This window comes from Vibrio sp. Vb1018 (assembly GCF_033338775.1).
Classification (GTDB): Bacteria; Pseudomonadota; Gammaproteobacteria; order Enterobacterales; family Vibrionaceae; genus Vibrio; species Vibrio alginolyticus.
Genome location: NZ_JAWOTI010000016.1, coordinates 1 through 20,163, shown reverse-complemented (window position 1 = coordinate 20,163; position 20,163 = coordinate 1). Strand labels below are relative to the sequence as shown.

Here is a 20,163-nt window from a genome sequence, read left to right as displayed (position 1 = left end):
CTTCTATATTTTGACCGCAATATCTGAGTCGTTATTTCACGCACACCACGTTCAATAATGAGGTCCCGGTGAGCTGATTGGGCTCACGATCGGCGAACAAACCTTTCTTATCTTTGCCCCAATACGGCAGTTGCAGTGGCCATTGATTTTTTTCCATCACCCCAGACGCCCTCAGCGCTTTAAACTCTGCAGGGTTAGCTAAGTTCATACCCAGTTGCTGACATACTTTGTGCGAGTTTTCGTAGTTGAGGCGGTTCCACGGCTTACCATGTTCCATGTAAAACTGATTATGGTGATCGAGTAAATATGGGACCACGTACGTTTTGCCCTGTACTGAAGTTCTCAACCGAACTTCAATGTCATCATTTCCAGTGACAATTGGCTTCGCTTTGGTCTTAGCAACAGGCGTAGACGAAGAGCTATCACGTGAACTTTTTGCCTTGGTATCTGGCTTCTCTGCCCGCGCTTTAAAGGCGTCGGTATCAGCTCGCACAGCAGGAACTGGCGCGGGTTTCGGGGTCACCGTCGGTGTTGGCTTAACCGAAGATGCGGCTGATTTCGACGATACAGTAGATTTAGGTGTAGGTGGTGTTACTGGTTGTTTCGTCCCTTTTCCAACCACTCGGATGAACGCCTCTTTGTAATTCGACAAGGTTTTGACTCCTCGTAAGTCATCCCTCGCATCAGACAATGCCTTGTAAGGTCCAATCAAACAGCGATAGCCTTTGGACTCCGGCTTCATCCACACGTCGGTCGTAATCTTGCTGTAAAGAGGCTTAGCTTTCGCGAGGGACATAGGCTTGGGTAGCAATCCGCATTGAATCCAGTAAAGGTAGTTGCCCCCCTGCGGCACTTTCTTTCCCCATACTCCGTTACCAATTGGGCACGTTTTCTCAAGCATCGGTAATTCTTTCTCGCTGGCTTGAGTGGCTTGGCAAAGGAACTCCTCCGCCGATACTGGGCTAGAAAACTGGGCGCATACCAGCAACAAGCCGAAAGCTAGGCTTGCTTGGAAGATACGAGATGGGTGTTGTGCCTTCTTCATTTCCATACACTTCACTCTAAATTAGTGGGTAAGGTCATTATGGCGGCAAAGCGCCAAAAAAATGTGAACAAAGAATAACTAGCAAAAAAAGAGCCGGAATTTGCATCCGGCTCTCAGTTTAGGAAGGAATTAAGTGAATTTACAACGCTTGGTGGGAAAATTCTTATCCTTTGTACAGTTTCGGGTTGAATACATCACGTAGCCAGTCGCCCAACAGGTTGATAACCAAAACCAATGTTACTAGCACGATGCCAGGGAAAGCAGTAATCCACCATGCACCAGAGAAGATGTAGTTAAAGCCGATGCTGATTAGCGCACCCAGTGACGGCTGATCAACAGGAAGACCCAAACCTAGGAATGACAGCGCCGCTTCCGACATGATCGCGTTCGCTACCTGTACCGTCGAGATAACCAAGATTGGCGATAGACAGTTTGGCAGAATGTGACGGAACATGATTCGCGGAGCTTTAAAGCCCATCACACGCGCCGCTTCGACGTATTCTTTCTTCTTCTCTGCCAATACCGAGGCACGAATAGTCCGTGCGTATTGCGGCCATTCTGCCACACCGATGATCACCACCAGCATGACCACCGCATATTGGCTGTAAAAATCACTGCCAAAGCTGGCTTTAAAGATTGCAGAGACGATGATCGCCACCATCATGGTTGAGAACGATAGTTGAACATCCGCAAAGCGCATCAAGAAGCTATCGATACGACCACCGAAGTAACCCGCCGACAAACCAATGATGATACCCAGAATCAACTGAAGACTGACGGCTAAAAAGCCGATCGTCAAAGACAAACGAGAACCGTAAAGAATGGTCGATAAAATATCACGGCCTTGCTCATCAGTACCAAGAACAAAACGCTCATCGCCATCTTCCATCCACGAAGGTGGCAACTCAGAATCCATGATGTCGATAGACGTCAGATCGTACGGGTCTGTTGGCGCAAGAATCGGTGCAGCCAATGCCAATACTAAGAACATCATAAAGACGGTAAAACTCGCCATCGCCACTTTGTCGCGTTTGAAGTAATACAGAAAATCTGACTCTTTGAAACGCTGCCACGCTGATGGAGCAGGAGCTGGTGTTAAATTTGATTGGCTCATGATTAAGCTCCTTTTCCAGTTAGGTTCACAGTTGGGTTGATGATGCCGTACAGCAAGTCAACGATGGTATTGGTTACCACGAAGATCAGACCAACAAAGATAACGTAGGCAGTGATCAGCGGTGTATCTACACGGTTGATTGCCTCTAGGAAAAGGAAGCCAGTGCCCGGCCATTGGAACACGGTTTCAGTAAGAATGGTGTAGGCCACCATGGTACCAATCTGCACGCCACCTACCGTCAATACTGGTAGCATGGTGTTCTTAAGTGCATGTTGGTAATAAATCTTTTGTAAGTTCAAACCTTTTGCTTTGGCGAACTTAATGTATTCCGAACTCAGTACTTCCAGCATTTCTGAACGTACCAAACGGATGAACAACGGCAGCATGATAGACGCTAGCGCAATACAAGGTAGGATGAGGTGCTTGATACCATCAATGGTAAAGAAGCCAGATTCCCAACCGAGTACGTTAGCGGTTTCACCTCGCCCATAGGAAGGCAACCAACCGAGTTCTATTGAAAAAACATACATCAGCATGATTGCGGTTAAGAACACCGGAATCGAGATACCGACACTGCTCATCGCCATCACAAATTTGGTAAAAACACTCTTAGGATGAATCGCAGAGTACACCCCAAGCGGAATAGAGAAAACAATGATGATAAGCGTCGCGCCAAACACGAGCTCTAATGTAGCCACCAGCTTGTCGAGAATCACCTCAACCGCAGGTCGCTTGAAAAAATATGAGGTACCCAAATCACCTTGCAGTGCATTACCCACAAAGCGCGTGTACTTTGTGATAAAGGGATCGTTCAGGCCCAAGTCGTCGCGTAGCGCTTGACGCTCCGATTCCGAAACCGACTGACCTACAAGCTCACGCAGCGGATCACCCAGGTTGTCCTGAATGGCAAACGCCACCAAACTGATCACAAACATCACTATCAGTGCCTGAAACAGGCGCTTGACCAGAAACGAAAACATTCCTTGCCCCTTAACTATCCATAGATCTCTAAATTAGAGAGAAAATTCAGTCTAAATAACCAACTCAATCCGACTGAAACAAAATTGAGTCGAGTGCTTTAAGTTGAGGAGGGAAATCCATCCCTCCTCAAAGTAGACTAACCGTGATTATTCAACCACTAGGTCACCGAAGTAAGGCATTACCATTGGGTTAACGATATCTGCCGCTTTCACGTTAGACTTCGCGCCCCATGCTTCACTTTGCCAGTGTAGCGGTACGAATGCTGCGTCGTTGTATAGTGTCGCTTCTACGCCCTTCAGCATTTCTGCACGTTTCGCAGGGTCCGTCTCTACGTTCGCAGCTTCAACCACTTTGTCCATTTCTGGGTTTGAGTAGTAACCACAGTTGTACTGACCACGACCGGTTTCTTCGTTACGAGTCATAGTTAGGAACTCGTTGAAGTTCGCTGAGTCTTCTGTATCTGAGTGCCAACCGATCATCAGCATGTCTGCCGCACACTTGTCGAACTCAGGCCAGTACTGCGCTTTTGGCATGGTCTTCAGATCAACCTTGATACCGATCTTAGACAACATAGCCGCCGCCGCTTGTGCTACTTTTGCATCGTTCACGTAACGGTTGTTTGGTGCGATCATCGTTAGCGTCAGGCCGTTTTCGTAACCCGCTTCTTTCATCAGTTCTTTCGCTTTCTTCAAATCGTAGCGAGGAACCAGTTTGTCATCGTGACCCACGTAACCTGCCGGGCTTTGCTGACCAGCAGCCGTTGCGAAGCCTTTCATGATTTTCTTCACGATACCTTCGTTATTGATTGCGTGAACAATCGCTTGGCGAACGCGAACGTCTTTCAATGCTTCGTTGCTGTTTTGGTTTAGTTGGAACGTGATGATACGAGTACCAGGTAGCGTAACTAGGTCGATGCCGTCAGCATCTTCAACGCGTTTGTGGTCGTTTGGCGCTACAGGGTGAATCATGTCAACACCGCCAGAAAGCAGCGCTGCTACACGAGTCGCGTCTTCTTTGATTGGAACAAGTGTTAGCTTATCAACGTTACCTTTCGACTCTTTGTCCCAGTAATCTTTAAAGCGTTCAAATTCCACTTTTACGCCCTGCTCACGTGATGTCACGATGAACGGACCCGTGCCAGAAACGTTAGTCGATGCGAATGAGTTACCGTGCTTCACTAGTTCAGACTTGTCTTTGCCGTCTGCGGTTTTACCCGTGTAGAACTTGCTGTCCATAGGGAAAATGTACGTTGCGGTTTGCAACACTAGTGGGTAAGGACCTTTAGTTACAAGATCGAACGTGTTGTCGTCAACTTTGACGATTTTTTCGTACGGGTCGAAGATGTTTTTAAAGTCAGGAGAGCTTTGTAAACGCTGGAACGTCCACACGACGTCGTCAGCCGTTAGAGTATTGCCAGAATGGAATTTCACACCTTCACGCAGTTTGAAACGAACAGTCGTATCGTTAATACGTTCCCAGCTTTCTGCTAGACGAGGCTCGAAATCCATTTTTTGAGTAAAGCGAACCAACGGATCAAATACCATGTGTGACATTTGCAGTGTGCCACCTGATAGCTGCTCATGTGGGTCAAGCGATACTGGGTCAGCTGCATAGCCAACTTTGATATCTGCTGCCATTGCGTTAAAGCTTAGGCCCGCAGCCATTAGCGCCACTGCTAATTTGCTTTTCATGGTTTTCATTTGCATAACTCCTTCATGCGGGGATACGGATCCCTTGTTGTTGTGTTTGCGTCTTTGTTATGACTAAAGGTTAACCAAGCGAATTGCTTGGTTTATGCCGTTTCGATCTCTTCTCGCAAGCCAGTAAACTCCGGCATCAGAGAAATCAATTTTTTGCTGTATTCGTGTTGAGGTGCCGTGAATAACTGTTCTGTTGGTGCCACTTCTAAAAGTGTACCCATTTGCATCACACCTACTCGGTCACACATCTGACGAATAACAGGTAAATCGTGGCTGATAAACAACATAGTCAAGTTCAGCTCACTTTGCAGATCTTTCAGCAAGTTTAGAATTTGTGCCTGTACCGATACGTCCAGTGCTGAGGTCGGTTCATCACAAATCAAAAGTCGAGGACGAGTCGCCAACGCACGCGCAATAGAAATACGCTGACGCTGACCACCGGAGAATTCATGAGGGTACTTAAGCCCAGCCATTCGACCCAAACCAACATGATCCAATAGGTCATTTACGATTTGGCGAGTTTCCGACTCGTTTTTCGTCAATTTATGGAAACGGATTGGCTCAGCAATAATATCGAATACCTTCATACGAGGGTTCATTGAAGTATATGGGTTTTGGAACACCATCTGCATTTGACGACGCATCGGGCGGCGCTCTTTCTCAGAGGTTAAAGCGGTCAGGTCAATGCCCTCGAATTTCACCTGACCAGAGTTAGGTTGGTATAAACCAGCAATCACACGTGCAATGGTCGATTTACCTGAACCAGACTCGCCCACCAAACCAAAGGTTTCGCCTTCGTGCACTTCAAAGCTCACATTATTAGATGCTTGCACGTATTCTCGGCGGCTCTCGAACAAAGAGTCTTTGGTCACAAAGCGAAGATTGACGTTCTTCACGTCCAAAAGCGGGCCAGTGTACTCACGCTCATCTTGGCTTTGTCCTAACCAGTGGTTCTTAATATCGAGTGGCTCCATTTCCGCCGCTTCTTCGATATAGCTTACTAACGGGAAACGATCTAGCTTTCTGTCTGAACGTGGTACCGCTGAAATTAGACTGCGAGTATAAGAGTGATCAGGATCGCCCAATACTTTGGCTGTTGGTCCAAACTCCACCAAGTCACCACGATACATTACCGCCACGCGATCGGTGACGTTGGAGACGACACCCATATCGTGAGTAACCAACATACAGCCGACATTGTTCTTGATACACAGCTCGCGGATCAAGTTGAGGATTTGGTCTTGGATAGAAACGTCTAACGCCGTAGTTGGTTCGTCCGCAATGATGAGATCAGGCTCACCAGCCAAAGCAATGGCAATGACAACACGCTGACGCATACCACCAGAGAATTGGTGCGGGTACTGCTTTAAGCGGTTTTCTGGTTGAGGAATACCAACCTGCTGCATAAGAGAAAGCGCGCGCTGATACGCCTCTTCATCAGAGACCTTCATGTTGGCGTGGATCGTCTCTTTCAGCTGTTGCTCAACAGTAAAAAGTGGATTGAGCGAGGTCATCGGATCTTGGAAAATAAAACCTATTTTCGAGCCGCGAACCTTACGCATCGCTTCTGGTGATAGGCCAGAAATTTTTTCTCCATCTAAGAAAACATCGCCGCTAGCAACGCGACCTGGAGGGCTAAGCAAATCAATAACGGCGTTACCAACGGTGGATTTACCCGCACCTGATTCGCCAACAACACCCACGATTTCACCACGTTCAATATGAAAAGAAAGTGACTTCACGGCAGCGTGAACGCCGTGTCGGGATGGGTATTCAATACGAAGGTTTTTCACTTCTAATAGTGACATTTCAGACCTCTACTGCCTTGTCTGTGGTATCGAATCATGCCAAAGGCACCATTCATCACCTGAATGAATCCGTTCAAATTCAGAATAATACTCTGAAATCTTAATGCGGAAATAATTTGGCAAAAATCACACAAAAAAGCAACAATTAAAGTATATTCCGCCGAAAAAACATTAAATAAACGCACAATTAGCGAATAAAAATGCATTAACAAGTATTTAACCATTTTCATATCACACTATTTTTGTGCGTCATGCACCAATAAAACTAGAAAAATGCTCTAAAAGTAAACATGAGCTAAACAAGATCATTAACCATATTATTCATGTGCATTTATTAACATTTAACAAACAATATCATATGCAAAAAGTGTTTTTTCAACATAAAAAACTATTAATAAAATAGTCGGCAAATACAAAAAGCCAAACTTAGGAAGAGAAAGGATAGGTCAAAACGTGAACAAAACAGCAAAACCACACAAATCCTGCTCCAACGCAGAATATGCGCCACTTAAGCGGTTTATTGACTAAGCAAAGGAAAGTACCGCTATCCTCATTCGTACGTCATAAGAAAACTCGCCGGTTTTAACCCTTTACGACACAATTGAGAGTGGGATAATAGATGAACAGTGTCAAAGCCAAGCCGTAAATAAAAGGAGCCCCTGTGCTTAAAGCGATTTTTTTTGATATGGACGAGACTTTATGTGCAACGTCACAAGCCGATAAAGTTGCAGGACAAGCGTTTACAACTTGGATTCATAAGACCTATCCACAAGTTACCGAGCCAAAAGCGTTTTTGCAGCGCTACTTGCAGGGTGTATACAAAAAGCTGAATGCTGAGTTCCCTCACCTTGTGGCTCTGCTACCCGATGAAAATGCCTTCCGTTGTGGCCTGATCCAAAACATCTTGGCGGAGCAAGGCGTCAGCATCACTGCAAAAGAGGCTCAACAAGCTCAAGACTACTTTGACTCTGCACGTATGGGCGCGTTCACTTTCTTCCCTGGTGTAAAAGAAATGCTCAGCGACCTTCGTCAACATTACAAACTCGTCGTGATCACTAACGGCCCGATTTTTTCTCAACACCCTAAATTAAACGCGACACAAATGAGCAACTGGGTGGACCATATTATTGTGGGAGGAGAAGAGCCAGAAGAGAAACCTGCTACAAGTATTTTCCAAAAAGCGCTCGACTTGGTCGAAGTAAAACCAGAAGAGGCTCTACACGTGGGCGACTCTTTACCTGCTGACATTGCTGGCGCTAACAATATGGGCATTTTGAGTGTGTGGGTGAATGCGACAGGCGCAAGTAACTCAACGGATATAACGCCAAGTTTTGAAATCCAAAAAACGGTAGAAGTAAAAGAAATCCTTAAAACACTCGCCCAATAAAAGCAGCGGATTAGAAAACTACAAACCCCCAGACACTGCTCTGGGGTTTATTTTGTCAGCTCGAAAAGCATTTGGATCATAGGTGGTCAAAAGCCCCTAGAGCTGTACACTTTTGGGGAAAATTGAAATGGAATGCCGATTCTTTTCAGGATAGATGCAAAAAAGCCCCAGTCTTTCGACTGAGGCTTTAAATAGCGGTCGGTGAAGAGCCGAATTCTAACTTCAGGCGAACCCCACTTGGGTTCAAATCCATTGATACATTACCGACTAATACAGTCCAAGCGAGATCATAAACTCTAAAACGACGAAAGCCTGCTAAAAAGCAGGCTTTCTAATAGTGGTCGGTGAAGAGGGATTCGAACCCCCGACCCTCTGGTCCCAAACCAGATGCGCTACCAAGCTGCGCTATTCACCGAACTGTATTTACTGATTTTCTCAAATCAGACAGGATACTTCAACTAAGAAGTCACCTTAATTAATGGGGTGGCTAACGAGATTCGAACTCGCGACCACCGGAATCACAATCCAGGGCTCTACCAACTGAGCTATAGCCACCATCAATTTTTGCTGTTTACCGCTCTATATAGCCATAAACTAAATAGTGGTCGGTGAAGAGGGATTCGAACCCCCGACCCTCTGGTCCCAAACCAGATGCGCTACCAAGCTGCGCTATTCACCGACGATGTTTTATCTTGATTGAATCAAGATTGGGAGCAATGCTACCGCATTCAATCTAAAAAAGAAAGAATGGGGTGGCTAACGAGACTTGAACTCGCGACAACCGGAATCACAATCCGGGGCTCTACCAACTGAGCTATAGCCACCACTGATTTTTACCGATGTTATCCTCCGAGGCAATGGTACGCCCGAAAGGATTCGAACCTTCGACCTTTGGCTCCGGAGGCCAACGCTCTATCCAACTGAGCTACGGGCGCATGCCCTATCGGCGGAGTGGAATAATACGGATATCACACTATGCCGTCTAGTACTTTTTTTACTTTTTTTATCGTTTGGTCTCTTTTTCGACAGTTATCTTCCGTTAAAGTGGATTTTTGATGTGATTCACGCCCTGTCATGGATAACTTGTTGTTTATTGCAACAAGTTATCGGGATATAATCACCCATTATTTACATTGATTTAACAGCTGCAACCAAGTTGTCTAATCATTCTATGCCATTCAGTGGAATTTAATGATTTCTCTGCTCGGCATTAATACTCTAACTATATAAATAGGTAAGTCACTTACCTCGGGAATGTGAAGTGGGTTTAATGGATATGTCTCGACAAATGATTAGCGTTTTGTTCGCTGCCTTAACGTTTTCTACGGCAGCTTTAGCTTCTGACATCAGCCAAACTGAATACGATGCGATCGCAGAACGCATCCAACCTGTCGGTGATGTTTATCTAGCGGGTTCTGAGCCAGTGAAAGAAGAACCAACCGGTCCACGTGATGGCGCCACAGTTTATGGTACTTTTTGTATTGCTTGTCACGCATCTGGTGTAAACGGCGCACCTAAAACAGGTAATGCCGATGATTGGGCACCACGTATTGCACAAGGCAAAGATACGTTAGTGAAGCACGCATTAGAAGGCTTCAATGCGATGCCAGCCAAAGGAACCTGTATGGACTGTTCTGACGATGAAATCATCGCAGCAATTGACCACATGATTGAAGGTCTATAAGTAAAGGCATCAACGAAAAAGGCTTGCCAGTTGGCAAGCCTTTTTGTTTTTTAGTCAGTGAGAACAAGGTTACTTTACTTCTTAAACATTGCTCGAATATTAGCAATGTGTGCTTGACCTTTCGCCATACGCTCTTCTGCTGATACTGGCTTTTTGTTTACTTCCCATTCAACGTCATCAAATGGCAACTCATCCAAAAAGCGGCTTTGAGTCGGTTTGATCAACTCGCCGAACTGCCGACGCTCTTTACACATAGTGAAAGTCAGTTCACGTTGCGCTCGAGTAATACCAACGTACATCAGGCGACGCTCTTCTTCCACGTTATCTTCATCAATACTGGTTTGGTGCGGTAAAATACCTTCTTCGGACCCAATTAAGTATACATATGGGAACTCAAGACCTTTTGATGCGTGCAAGGTCATCAGTTGTACTGCATCACTGTCTTCATCTTCTTCACCGCGCTCCATCATGTCACGCAAGGTCAAACGTTGAACGACTTCTTTTAACGTTTTCTCTTCTTGATCGTAGTTGTCACCCTCTAGGTCCGCCACTATCCAGGAATAAAGGTCAGAAACGTTCTTCATTCTCATTTCAGCGGCTTTCGGACTTGCTGAAGTTTCGTATAGCCAATCTTCATAATGGATATCACGAACTAGCGAACGAACCGCTTCGACGGTATCACCACGCTCAGCTTGATCAGCAATCGCCACTAGCCATTGGGTGAAACGACGCAGGTTTTCTAGGCCACGTCCCGTTAGGTGCTGTTCGAGCCCCATTTCAAAGCTCGACTCAAACAGGCTCTTGCCTCGCATATTGGCATAACTGCCTAACTTCTCTAACGTCACTGGGCCAATTTCACGTCGTGGAGTATTCACAATGCGCAAAAATGCATTGTCGTCATCCGGATTAACCAAAACGCGCAAATACGCCATGATGTCTTTAATCTCTGCGCGCGCAAAAAACGAGGTGCCGCCAGAAATTTTATACGGTACACGGTTTTGCATCAGAGACTTTTCAATCAAACGTGATTGGTGGTTACCACGATATAGAATCGCATAATCTTTATATTCGGTACGGTTTAGGAACTTATGCGCAATTAGTTCACCCGTTACGCGCTCTGCTTCGTGCTCTTCATTTTTAGCCAACAACACTTTGAGTTTTTCACCGTCAGGAATTTCAGAGAACAAGGACTTCTCATAGACGTGAGGGTTATTAGCTATCAAAATGTTGGCCGCACGCAGGATTCGACTCGTTGAACGGTAGTTTTGCTCTAGCTTAATCAAACGCAAATTCGGATAATCTTCACCCAGCAACACGAGGTTCTGAGGTTTCGCACCACGCCATGAATAAATAGACTGATCGTCATCCCCTACAACCGTCAATCGTCCACGTTCTCCGACAATTAATTTGACCAGCTCATACTGACTCGTGTTGGTATCTTGATACTCGTCAACCAGTAGGTAACGGATACGATTCTGCCAACGCTGACGAACGTCTTCATGATTACGTAAGAGTAAAACGGGCATCAAAATTAGGTCATCAAAATCAAGCGCGTTATAGGCTTTCATTTGCTTTTGGTACATATCAAAACAGAACGCAAACAATTGTTGCTGTTCACCTTGCGCACGCGCTTTGGCTTGCTCTGGCGTCAACATGTCGTTTTTCCAGTTGGAAATACAACTCAGAAGCTGACGTAGCAGATCTTTATCACCATCAAGCTGCTTTTCAGTAAGCTCTTTGAGCAGAGCTAGCTGGTCTTGGTCATCAAACAGTGAGAAGCCCGCTTTCAACCCTAAATGCTTGTACTCACGCTTGATGATGTTCAATCCTAAAGTGTGGAATGTTGATACCATCAAACCTTTAGACTCACCTTTCCCTAGCGTTTGACCTACACGCTCCTTCATTTCACGTGCTGCTTTGTTGGTAAACGTCACCGCCGCAATGTTACGCGCTTTGTAACCACATTGCTGAACCAGATAAGCGATTTTATTGGTAATAACACGAGTTTTGCCCGAGCCAGCACCAGCTAGCACTAGGCATGGACCAGACACGTATTTCACGGCTTCATCTTGACTAGGGTTCAGCTTCATAGAAATTCTCTGCGGGTGATGAATGTGGCGCCTATGATAAAGGGGTGGCCTCGTGAAAGCTATGCTGATTTCTTGTAATTTTCACACCAATTAAGTGCAATATTCTGTTGCATAAATGGCGGGTATTTAAGCTATAATGAATGAACGTTCATTCACTAAAGGGTGACATTATGAAGGATAACCCTGCTGTAGATAAACGAGAACAAATCTTAGTCGCTGCTGAACAACTCATTGCTGAATCTGGCTTTCAAGGGCTTTCCATGCAAAAGCTCGCCAATGAGGCAGGTGTCGCAGCAGGGACGATTTACCGTTATTTCTCAGATAAAGAACATCTTTTAGAGGAACTACGCCTTAACGTTGCTAAGCGTGTTGCTACTGCGGTGCAACTAGGTGTTAGTGAAGAGATGCCTTTAAAACAGCGTTATCGAACCATGTGGCTCAATATTTGGAATCTAGCGAGCTCGAACTTAAGTGCGATCAGCAACCGAGTCCAATATGAATCTTTACCCTGTTCAAATAGTAGCAAAGCTCGGGAACTTGAGAGACAAATGTTTGCCCAAGTAGATCTTCTTTTTAATCAGGGTAAAGACGAGGGAGTATTCAAGCTTCTCGATAACGAAGTACTTTCTGGATTAAGTTTTGAGGCAAGTGTTGCACTTGCTCGGAAACACGCTTTGGGATTTTATCAACTGGATAAGACGGCATTAGAGGCCGCTATTGAAGCCAGTTGGGATGCAATTATTAAACACTAACTTGGAGTTCTTAATAGAATGAAAAAGTGGACTTTCTTTATGTTACTTATCGCCGTTCTCTTGTTCGGCAGCGTGATAGGTTTCAATTTATTTAAGCAACAAAAGATCGCTGAATACATGGCAAACCGTCCTGAACCTGAGTTCCCAGTAACCGTGACAGAAGTGCAAGCGGTGGATTGGGTACCAGTCATCGAAGCAATTGGTTTTATCGAGCCAAACCAAGGCGTGACGGTAGCAAATGAGACCAGCGGTGTTATCGATAAAATCGCATTTGATTCCGGTACTCAAGTTAAATCGGGTCAGCCATTAGTGCTGCTTGATTCTGAAGTCGAAAAAGCAAATTTGAAGAGCTCGCAAGCTAAGTTGCCAGCGGCAGAAGCGAAATACAAACGCTACCAAGGCCTATTCAAAAAAGGCTCTATTTCTAAAGAAGCGTATGACGAAGCAGAAGCAAACTACTTCTCCTTAAAAGCAGACATTGAAAGCCTGAAAGCGACCATCGACCGACGCGAAATCAAAGCGCCATTTGATGGTGTGGTAGGTATTCGTAACGTGTACCTCGGTCAGTACCTACAGGCGGGCACCGACATTGTTCGCCTTGAAGATACCAGCGTGATGCGCTTGCGCTTCACCGTGCCACAAACCGATATTTCACGTATCAATATCGATCAAGAAGTGGATATCTTTGTTGACGCTTATCCAGACCAACCTTTCAAAGGGTCTATTTCTGCGATTGAACCAGCTGTAAACGTACAAAGTGGTTTGATTCAAGTTCAAGCGGATATCCCTAACAGTGACGGCAAACTGCGTAGTGGTATGTTCGCGCGTGCAAACATCATTCTGCCTAAATTAGAAAATCAGGTCACTCTACCTCAAACCGCGATCACATTTACGCTGTATGGCGACAATGTTTACATCGTAACAGAAGAAGATGGCGAAAAACGCGTTAAGCAGCATGTGGTAAAAGTTGGCGAACGCTCTAAAGATATCGCACACATTCTAGAAGGCGTGAAGCCAGGTGATGTAGTGGTGACATCGGGTCAAGTCCGTTTGAGTAACCATGCGAAAGTAAGCATTGTCGAAAGCGATGCAACTACCCCACCTGCTGAAACACCAATGCTTTAAGTTGGAGGCATCATGCGCTTTACAGATGTTTTTATAAAACGTCCAGTTTTAGCGGTATCGATCAGCTTTTTGATTGCATTGCTTGGTTTGCAAGCGGTGTTCAAAATGCAGGTTCGTGAATACCCTGAAATGACGAATACGGTGGTCACCGTGACCACCAGTTACTACGGTGCAAGTGCCAACTTGATCCAAGGCTTTATTACTCAGCCATTGGAGCAAGCGGTAGCGCAAGCCGATAATATTGATTACATGACTTCGCAATCGGTACTGGGTAAATCGACCATTACTGTCAACATGAAGTTGAATACTGACCCAAATGCGGCGTTGTCTGACATTCTGGCGAAAACCAACTCGGTACGTTCACAGCTACCAAAAGAAGCCGAAGACCCAACCGTAACCATGTCGACAGGTTCGACAACGGCGGTACTGTACATCGGCTTTACGAGTGACGAGTTATCTTCAAGCCAGATCACTGACTACCTTGAGCGTGTAATCAACCCGCAGTTGTTCACCGTAAACGGTGTGTCCAAAGTTGACCTGTATGGTGGTATGAAGTACGCACTGCGCGTATGGCTAGATCCTGCCAAAATGGGCGCTTTGAAGTTGACCGCAACCGATGTGATGAGCGTTCTTAACGCCAACAACTACCAATCTGCAACCGGTCAAGCGACGGGTGAGTTCGTGCTTTATAACGGTAGCGCAGATACTCAGGTATCAAACGTTGCTGAACTTGAAGCATTGGTCGTGAAAACTGGTGAAGGGGATGTCATCCGCCTAGGTGATATCGCTAAAGTAACGCTAGAGAAGAGTCACGACGTTTATCGCGCAAGTGCAAACGGTCAAGAAGCTGTGGTTGCAGCGATCAACGCAGCGCCAAGTGCTAACCCAATCAACATTGCAGCAGACGTACTTGAACTGTTGCCTCAGCTTGAGCGCAACCTACCAAGTAACATCAAAATGAACGTAATGTACGACTCAACTATCGCCATCAACGAATCGATTCACGAAGTAGTGAAAACGATTCTTGAAGCAGCAGTAATCGTACTTGTGGTTATCACACTGTTCCTGGGCTCATTCCGCGCGGTAATCATTCCTATCGTGACCATTCCACTTTCATTGATTGGTGTGGCAATGGTGATGCAGGCAATGGGGTTCTCTTGGAACTTGATGACGCTACTGGCGATGGTGCTTGCCATCGGTCTGGTGGTGGATGACGCGATCGTTGTACTAGAAAACGTTGACCGTCACATCAAAGAAGGGGAATCGCCATTCCGAGCTGCAATTATTGGTACGCGTGAAATTGCGGTTCCAGTTATCGCGATGACATTGACGCTAGGTGCAGTGTACGCGCCGATCGCATTGATGGGTGGTATCACCGGTTCATTGTTCAAAGAGTTCGCTTTGACACTGGCAGGTTCAGTATTCGTATCCGGCATCATCGCTTTGACACTATCACCAATGATGTGTTCGAAGATGCTGAAGGCGAACGAGAAGCCAAGCAAGTTTGAGCAAAAAGTTCACCATATCCTTGATGGCATGACCACTCGTTACGAAGGCATGTTGAAAGCGGTAATGGCTCATCGTCCGGTTGTTATTGCGTTTGCAATCATTGTATTTGCAAGCTTACCGGTCTTGTTCAAGTTTATTCCTAGCGAACTAGCACCATCTGAAGATAAAGGTGTGGTCATGCTGATGGGTACTGCCCCATCAAACGCGAACTTGGACTATATCCAAAATACCATGGATGACGTAAACCAAATACTCTCAGATCAACCGGAGGTGGAATACGCACAGGTCTTTAATGGTGTACCAAACTCAAACCAAGCGTTTGGCCTAGCAACATTGAAGCCTTGGAGTGAACGAGAGGCAAGCCAATCTGAAATCACGAAACGTGTGGGTGGCCTAGTATCAAGTGTGCCTGGTATGTCTGTCACTGCATTCCAAATGCCAGAGCTTCCAGGTGCAGGCTCAGGTCTACCTGTTCAGTTTGTAATTACAACACCAAATAGCTTCGAGAGCTTGTTTACTATCGCTAGCGATATTCTAACCGATGTTGCAAGTAGCCCAATGTTTGTCTATTCCGACCTGGATTTGAACTACGATTCAGCAACGATGAAGATCAAGATCGATAAAGACAAAGCGGGTGCCTACGGTGTGACTATGCAAGACATTGGCATCACTCTCAGCACCATGATGGCAGATGGTTATGTAAACCGAATCGACCTGAATGGTCGCTCGTATGAGGTGATACCTCAAGTTGAGCGTAAATGGCGTCTAAACCCAGAATCGATGAAGAACTACTATGTACGCTCTGTGGATGGTAAAGCGGTTCCATTAGGCAGTCTGATTACTATCGATGTGGTGGCTGAGCCTCGCTCTTTGCCACACTTCAACCAGCTAAACTCAGCGACTGTGGGTGCAGTACCATCACCTAGTGTTGCTATGGGTGACGCAATCGACTGGTTTGAAAATATTGCACAAACCAAACTGCCTGCAGGATATAACCACGATTACATGGGCGAATCTCGTCAGTTTGTAACGGAAGGTAGTGCCTTGTATGCAACCTTCGGTCTTGCACTTGCGATCATCTTCCTCGTTCTGGCGATTCAATTTGAATCACTCCGCGATCCTATTGTCATCATGGTATCTGTACCTCTGGCAATATGTGGTGCCTTGATCGCATTGGCCTGGGGTACGGCCTCGATGAACATCTACTCGCAGGTTGGTTTGATAACGCTGGTCGGCCTAATAACCAAGCACGGTATCTTGATCTGTGAAGTCGCCAAAGAAGAGCAGTTACATAATAAACTGTCTCGTATTGATGCGGTGATGGAAGCTGCGAAAGTGCGTCTTCGCCCTATCCTAATGACCACTGCAGCGATGATCGCAGGTCTTATCCCACTGATGTACGCAACAGGTGCAGGTGCCGCGCAACGTTTCAGTATCGGTATCGTCATCGTTGCTGGCCTTGCAATCGGTACACTGTTCACACTATTCGTACTACCTGTGATTTACAGCTACCTAGCTGAAAAACACAAACCTCTGCCAGTATTTGTTGAAGACAAAGACTTGGAGAAGTTAGCGCGAGTTGACGAAGCGAAAGCAGCTCATCGTGAATTAGCGGATAACAGATAAGCTATTAAGGCATTCAAAAAGGTCACTTCGGTGGCCTTTTTTATTGCCGCTCTCTTTTTTGCCATCTAAATGGCGACTTTCACGTATCATTTACTTAAAATGAGGACAAATCAAAAGGAGTTTTAGCCACTATGTTTGACCCAAAGAAATTAGAGCAAATTGCTAAACAGATTCACGACTCAATGCCTCAACCTGTAAAAGAGTTGGGCTCTGATGTCGATCAGAAAGTTCGTCAAGTAATCCAAGGCCAGCTAAACAAGCTAGATGTTGTAAGTCGCGAAGAGTTTGATGTTCAAACTCAAGTTTTACTACGTACACGTCAAAAGCTAACAGAAATGGAACAGAAGTTGGCACAACTTGAAGAAAAGCTTGCTGAAAAATAAGTATCAAAGCGCTCCTCACAAAGGAGCGTTTTTCTTATCGGCGCGCAGATAAATCGGCTAAAAACAAAAAGGCTTGGTCAACGGCGACCAAGCCTTTTGATTAGATGTTGTGTTTTATTTTGTATTTATCACTCCAGTCTGCCTGGAGTTTATCTACTGCGTTACTTGAGACTAAGTAAATTACGCTGTATTAAGGTTTCATTTCTAGGAGAAGGCGCGGACTTTACGATAGTAAACGAGCACCTTCGACACCGAAATGGAGCCTTAAGGCCAGTCATTTAGCCGCCCACCGCGATACGCTTCATATCAGTCATGTAACCACGTAGCTCTTCACCGATGTACTCTACAGGGTGGTTACGGATTGTTTCATTCACAGCGATAAGAGTCGCGTTATCCACTTGGTTAGACGTTTCACCTAAACCTTTACCAATTACGTCAGTATTTACGGCTGGCATAAACTTCTCACGTAGAAGCGGCGTTGCTACGTTAGCGAACAGGTAGTTACCGTATTCCGCAGTGTCTGAGATAACCACGTTCATCTCGTATAAACGCTTACGTGCGATAGTGTTTGCGATAAGTGGCAGCTCGTGTAGAGACTCGTAGTAAGCAGACTCATCGATGATGCCAGATGCCGTCATCGCTTCGAATGCTAGCTCAACACCCGCACGAACCATAGCAACCATCAAGATACCGTTATCGAAGTACTCTTGCTCAGAGATTTCTACGTCAGTTTCTGGGTAGTTTTCGAAAGCAGTTTCACCTGTTTCTGCACGCCAGCCTAGTAGATTTGCATCGTCGTTTGCCCAGTCAGCCATCATAGTGCTAGAGAAGTGACCGGTGATGATGTCATCCATGTGCTTGTTGTATAGCGGACGCATAAGTTCTTTTAGCTCTTCAGAAAGCTCAAATGCTTTCACTTTTGCAGGGTTAGTTAGGCGATCCATCATGTGAGTGATACCACCAAACTTCAGTGCTTCAGTGATGGTTTCCCAACCGTATTGAAGAAGCTTACCAGCGTAGCCAGGATCGATACCATCAGCAATCATCTTCTCGTAACACACGATAGAGCCAGCCTGTAGCATGCCACAAAGGATAGTTTGCTCACCCATTAGGTCAGATTTCACCTCAGCAACAAAAGAAGACTCTAGACAGCCAGCACGGTGACCACCGGTTGCAGCAGCCCAAGCTTTCGCGATATCCCAACCTTCACCTTTTGGGTCGTTCTCTGGGTGAACAGCGATAAGAGTCGGTACACCGAAACCGCGCTTGTATTCTTCACGAACTTCCGTACCTGGACATTTAGGTGCAACCATTACTACCGTTAGGTCTTTACGGATTTGCATGCCTTCTTCAACAACGTTGAAACCGTGAGAGTAACCTAGTGCTGCGCCTTCTTTCATTAACGGCATTACCGTCTCAACAACGTTTGTGTGCTGCTTATCTGGAGTAAGGTTTACTACTAGATCAGCTTGTGGAATTAGCGTTTCGTAGCTACCTACCTCAAAACCGTTGTCTTTTGCGTTTTTGAATGACTGGCGTTGCTCATCAATCGCGGCTTGGCGAAGCGCATAAGCAACGTCTAGACCAGAGTCGCGCATGTTCAGACCTTGGTTAAGACCTTGAGCACCACAACCTACAATGACTACTTTCTTACCTTTCAGATAATCCGCTTCTGAAGCGAACTCACTGCGGTCCATAAAACGACAACGACCTAATTGGTCCAACTGCTCGCGCAAGTTTAGGGTATTGAAATAATTAGCCATCTGGGTGCTCCTTTGAGATTCTTCCATTGAGGTCAGTAATTGCCTTACCGAATAACTTCATACTAAAACAGACATGAGATTGCTTAAAGTGATATATTCACAATTAGTTATTGCAATTTATGCAACATGGAAATGAAAATTTAATGAATATCAAAAGCCTGCAACTTTTCATTCATCTCTGTGAGAGTAAAAGTTTCGCCAAGACCGCAGCGGCAATGCATATTAGCCCTTCAGCCTTAAGCCGACAGATACAAAAATTAGAGGAGGAAACCAGCCAACAATTGTTTTTACGCGACAACCGTAGCGTTGATTTAACTATCCAAGGTAAAAAGCTAGTCCCAGTCGCCTTAAAGATTCTTGGCGAATGGCAGCAGTATCAGAGTCACCTGAAGGGAACCGAGGATGAATTGAAAGGAGAAATCCGTCTCTTTTGTTCTGTTACTGCAAGCTACAGCCATCTGCCGGAGCTAATATCTGACTTTCGTATTCAGAACCCTTTCATTGAATTCAAACTATCAACCGGCGATCCAGCTCAAGCGATCGACAAAATACTAGCAGATGAAGCCGATATTGCCATATCAGCCAAGTCAGAACAGATGCCAAATAAAATCGCATTTGAAACGATCAGTGAAATCCCACTTTCTGTCATCGTACCTGTTGGGGTTAGTGCGTTTGCTGAAGAGCTACAAAAAGAAAAACCAGACTGGTCGGTCATTCCATTCATACTCCCAGAAGCAGGAACGGCAAGGGACAGGGCCAATACTTGGCTCAAACAAATGAAAATAAAGCCAAAGATCTACGCACAAACCTCCGGACATGAAGCCATCGTAAGTATGGTTGCATTGGGGTGTGGAGTAGGTATCGCACCTGATGTTGTAATCAACAACAGTCCGGTAAGAGAAAAGATAAATCGTTTAAAAGTCTTACCAATTAAACCTTTTAAACTTGGTGTTTGCTGCAACAAAACTCAGCTGGAGAATCCGCTTGTTAAAGCCTTTTGGAAGGTTGCAGAGAGCAAGTATATCGCACCTTAGATGAACACTTTTTAGGTATAAAGTGAGCTAATTTTAAAACTCTATAGATGCAAAAAAGCCCGCTCTTTCGAGCGGGCTTCTTAAATTTAAAGCCTGGCGATGTCCTACTCTCACATGGGGAAGCCCCACACTACCATCGGCGCTATTTCGTTTCACTTCTGA

General features: G+C 45.5%; 14 protein-coding genes and 5 tRNA genes. 7 read left to right on the top strand and 12 right to left on the bottom strand.

The annotated features are described in order from the left end of the window. Window positions 1-31 precede the first annotated feature (31 nt). The 5 genes from R7Z10_RS16390 to R7Z10_RS16370 all read right to left on the bottom strand — a co-directional run bounded on the left by R7Z10_RS16390 (window position 32) and on the right by R7Z10_RS16370 (window position 6,648). A complete protein-coding gene (locus R7Z10_RS16390) occupies window positions 32-1,051 on the bottom strand; it encodes an SPOR domain-containing protein (protein WP_213908236.1) in 1,020 nt (339 codons plus the stop codon). 157 nt (window positions 1,052-1,208) lie between these two features. After that, entirely contained in the window at window positions 1,209-2,159 is a 951-nt protein-coding gene (locus tag R7Z10_RS16385) for an ABC transporter permease (protein ID WP_318105331.1), read from the bottom strand. A gap of 2 nt (window positions 2,160-2,161) precedes the next feature. Beyond that, window positions 2,162-3,139 (bottom strand): ABC transporter permease, encoded by a 978-nt coding sequence (locus tag R7Z10_RS16380; RefSeq protein WP_005379110.1) that lies wholly within the window; start codon window positions 3,137-3,139, stop codon window positions 2,162-2,164. Between the two features lie 147 nt (window positions 3,140-3,286). After that, window positions 3,287-4,840, bottom strand: a complete 1,554-nt coding sequence (locus R7Z10_RS16375; protein ID WP_005379109.1) for an ABC transporter substrate-binding protein — start codon at window positions 4,838-4,840, stop codon at window positions 3,287-3,289. Between the two features lie 92 nt (window positions 4,841-4,932). Beyond that, a complete protein-coding gene (locus tag R7Z10_RS16370; protein ID WP_005379108.1) occupies window positions 4,933-6,648 on the bottom strand; it encodes an ABC transporter ATP-binding protein in 1,716 nt (571 codons plus the stop codon). A gap of 661 nt (window positions 6,649-7,309) precedes the next feature. On the opposite strand from R7Z10_RS16370, the gene R7Z10_RS16365 reads away from it, so the two are divergent. Then, window positions 7,310-8,035 carry an HAD family hydrolase gene (locus R7Z10_RS16365; protein ID WP_033907401.1) on the top strand — a complete coding sequence of 242 codons (726 nt, stop codon included), beginning with the start codon at window positions 7,310-7,312 and terminating at the stop codon, window positions 8,033-8,035. A gap of 338 nt (window positions 8,036-8,373) precedes the next feature. Here R7Z10_RS16365 and R7Z10_RS16360 read toward each other — a convergent pair. The 5 genes from R7Z10_RS16360 to R7Z10_RS16340 form a co-directional block, all read right to left on the bottom strand. Then, window positions 8,374-8,450, bottom strand: a tRNA-Pro gene (locus R7Z10_RS16360). 64 nt (window positions 8,451-8,514) lie between these two features. Continuing rightward, window positions 8,515-8,590: transfer RNA gene (locus tag R7Z10_RS16355), tRNA-His, on the bottom strand. A gap of 47 nt (window positions 8,591-8,637) precedes the next feature. Continuing rightward, window positions 8,638-8,714, bottom strand: a tRNA-Pro gene (locus R7Z10_RS16350). Window positions 8,715-8,783: 69 nt separating this feature from the next. Further along, window positions 8,784-8,859 (bottom strand) — tRNA-His (locus R7Z10_RS16345). A 34-nt stretch (window positions 8,860-8,893) separates the two neighbouring features. Next, window positions 8,894-8,970 (bottom strand) — tRNA-Arg (locus R7Z10_RS16340). A gap of 335 nt (window positions 8,971-9,305) precedes the next feature. On the opposite strand from R7Z10_RS16340, the gene R7Z10_RS16335 reads away from it, so the two are divergent. Continuing rightward, the gene (locus tag R7Z10_RS16335) at window positions 9,306-9,719 is read left to right on the top strand and encodes a cytochrome c5 family protein (protein ID WP_005384252.1); all 414 of its coding nucleotides are present in this window, start codon (window positions 9,306-9,308) and stop codon (window positions 9,717-9,719) included. Window positions 9,720-9,793: 74 nt separating this feature from the next. Here R7Z10_RS16335 and rep read toward each other — a convergent pair whose 3' ends face one another. Then, entirely contained in the window at window positions 9,794-11,809 is a 2,016-nt protein-coding gene (gene rep / locus R7Z10_RS16330) for a DNA helicase Rep (RefSeq protein ID WP_005379104.1), read from the bottom strand. 170 nt (window positions 11,810-11,979) lie between these two features. On the opposite strand from rep, the gene R7Z10_RS16325 reads away from it, so the two are divergent. From R7Z10_RS16325 to R7Z10_RS16310, 4 genes are all read left to right on the top strand, one after another. Continuing rightward, the gene (locus R7Z10_RS16325) at window positions 11,980-12,561 is read left to right on the top strand and encodes a TetR/AcrR family transcriptional regulator (protein WP_005384254.1); all 582 of its coding nucleotides are present in this window, start codon (window positions 11,980-11,982) and stop codon (window positions 12,559-12,561) included. Window positions 12,562-12,579: 18 nt separating this feature from the next. Then, window positions 12,580-13,686 (top strand): multidrug efflux RND transporter periplasmic adaptor subunit VmeC, encoded by a 1,107-nt coding sequence (gene vmeC, locus R7Z10_RS16320; RefSeq protein WP_005379101.1) that lies wholly within the window; start codon window positions 12,580-12,582, stop codon window positions 13,684-13,686. Window positions 13,687-13,698: 12 nt separating this feature from the next. Next, window positions 13,699-16,821: a multidrug efflux RND transporter permease subunit VmeD gene (gene vmeD, locus R7Z10_RS16315; RefSeq protein ID WP_005379100.1), complete on the top strand. Its 3,123-nt coding sequence runs from the start codon at window positions 13,699-13,701 to the stop codon at window positions 16,819-16,821. A 131-nt stretch (window positions 16,822-16,952) separates the two neighbouring features. After that, window positions 16,953-17,204 carry an accessory factor UbiK family protein gene (locus tag R7Z10_RS16310; RefSeq protein ID WP_005379099.1) on the top strand — a complete coding sequence of 84 codons (252 nt, stop codon included), beginning with the start codon at window positions 16,953-16,955 and terminating at the stop codon, window positions 17,202-17,204. 278 nt (window positions 17,205-17,482) lie between these two features. On the opposite strand, the gene ilvC is transcribed toward R7Z10_RS16310, so the two are convergent. Next, window positions 17,483-18,967, bottom strand: coding sequence for a ketol-acid reductoisomerase (gene ilvC, locus R7Z10_RS16305; RefSeq protein WP_005379098.1), 1,485 nt, complete (start codon window positions 18,965-18,967; stop codon window positions 17,483-17,485). A gap of 143 nt (window positions 18,968-19,110) precedes the next feature. Here ilvC and ilvY point away from each other — a divergent pair, with 143 nt between their 5' ends. Continuing rightward, window positions 19,111-20,001 carry an HTH-type transcriptional activator IlvY gene (gene ilvY, locus R7Z10_RS16300; RefSeq protein WP_005379097.1) on the top strand — a complete coding sequence of 297 codons (891 nt, stop codon included), beginning with the start codon at window positions 19,111-19,113 and terminating at the stop codon, window positions 19,999-20,001. The last annotated feature ends 162 nt before the right edge of the window (window positions 20,002-20,163 follow it).

Bases quoted from the DNA above. Each gene is read 5' to 3' on its own strand.
- R7Z10_RS16390 (WP_213908236.1), bottom strand. From the start codon at position 1,051: ATGGAAATGAAGAAGGCACAACACCCATCTCGTATCTTCCAAGCAAGC.
- R7Z10_RS16385 (WP_318105331.1), bottom strand. From the start codon at position 2,159: ATGAGCCAATCAAATTTAACACCAGCTCCTGCTCCATCAGCGTGGCAG.
- R7Z10_RS16380 (WP_005379110.1), bottom strand. From the start codon at position 3,139: ATGTTTTCGTTTCTGGTCAAGCGCCTGTTTCAGGCACTGATAGTGATG.
- R7Z10_RS16375 (WP_005379109.1), bottom strand. From the start codon at position 4,840: ATGAAAACCATGAAAAGCAAATTAGCAGTGGCGCTAATGGCTGCGGGC.
- R7Z10_RS16370 (WP_005379108.1), bottom strand. From the start codon at position 6,648: ATGTCACTATTAGAAGTGAAAAACCTTCGTATTGAATACCCATCCCGA.
- R7Z10_RS16335 (WP_005384252.1), top strand. From the start codon at position 9,306: ATGGATATGTCTCGACAAATGATTAGCGTTTTGTTCGCTGCCTTAACG.
- rep (WP_005379104.1), bottom strand. From the start codon at position 11,809: ATGAAGCTGAACCCTAGTCAAGATGAAGCCGTGAAATACGTGTCTGGT.
- R7Z10_RS16325 (WP_005384254.1), top strand. From the start codon at position 11,980: ATGAAGGATAACCCTGCTGTAGATAAACGAGAACAAATCTTAGTCGCT.
- vmeC (WP_005379101.1), top strand. From the start codon at position 12,580: ATGAAAAAGTGGACTTTCTTTATGTTACTTATCGCCGTTCTCTTGTTC.
- vmeD (WP_005379100.1), top strand. From the start codon at position 13,699: ATGCGCTTTACAGATGTTTTTATAAAACGTCCAGTTTTAGCGGTATCG.
- R7Z10_RS16310 (WP_005379099.1), top strand. From the start codon at position 16,953: ATGTTTGACCCAAAGAAATTAGAGCAAATTGCTAAACAGATTCACGAC.
- ilvC (WP_005379098.1), bottom strand. From the start codon at position 18,967: ATGGCTAATTATTTCAATACCCTAAACTTGCGCGAGCAGTTGGACCAA.
- ilvY (WP_005379097.1), top strand. From the start codon at position 19,111: ATGAATATCAAAAGCCTGCAACTTTTCATTCATCTCTGTGAGAGTAAA.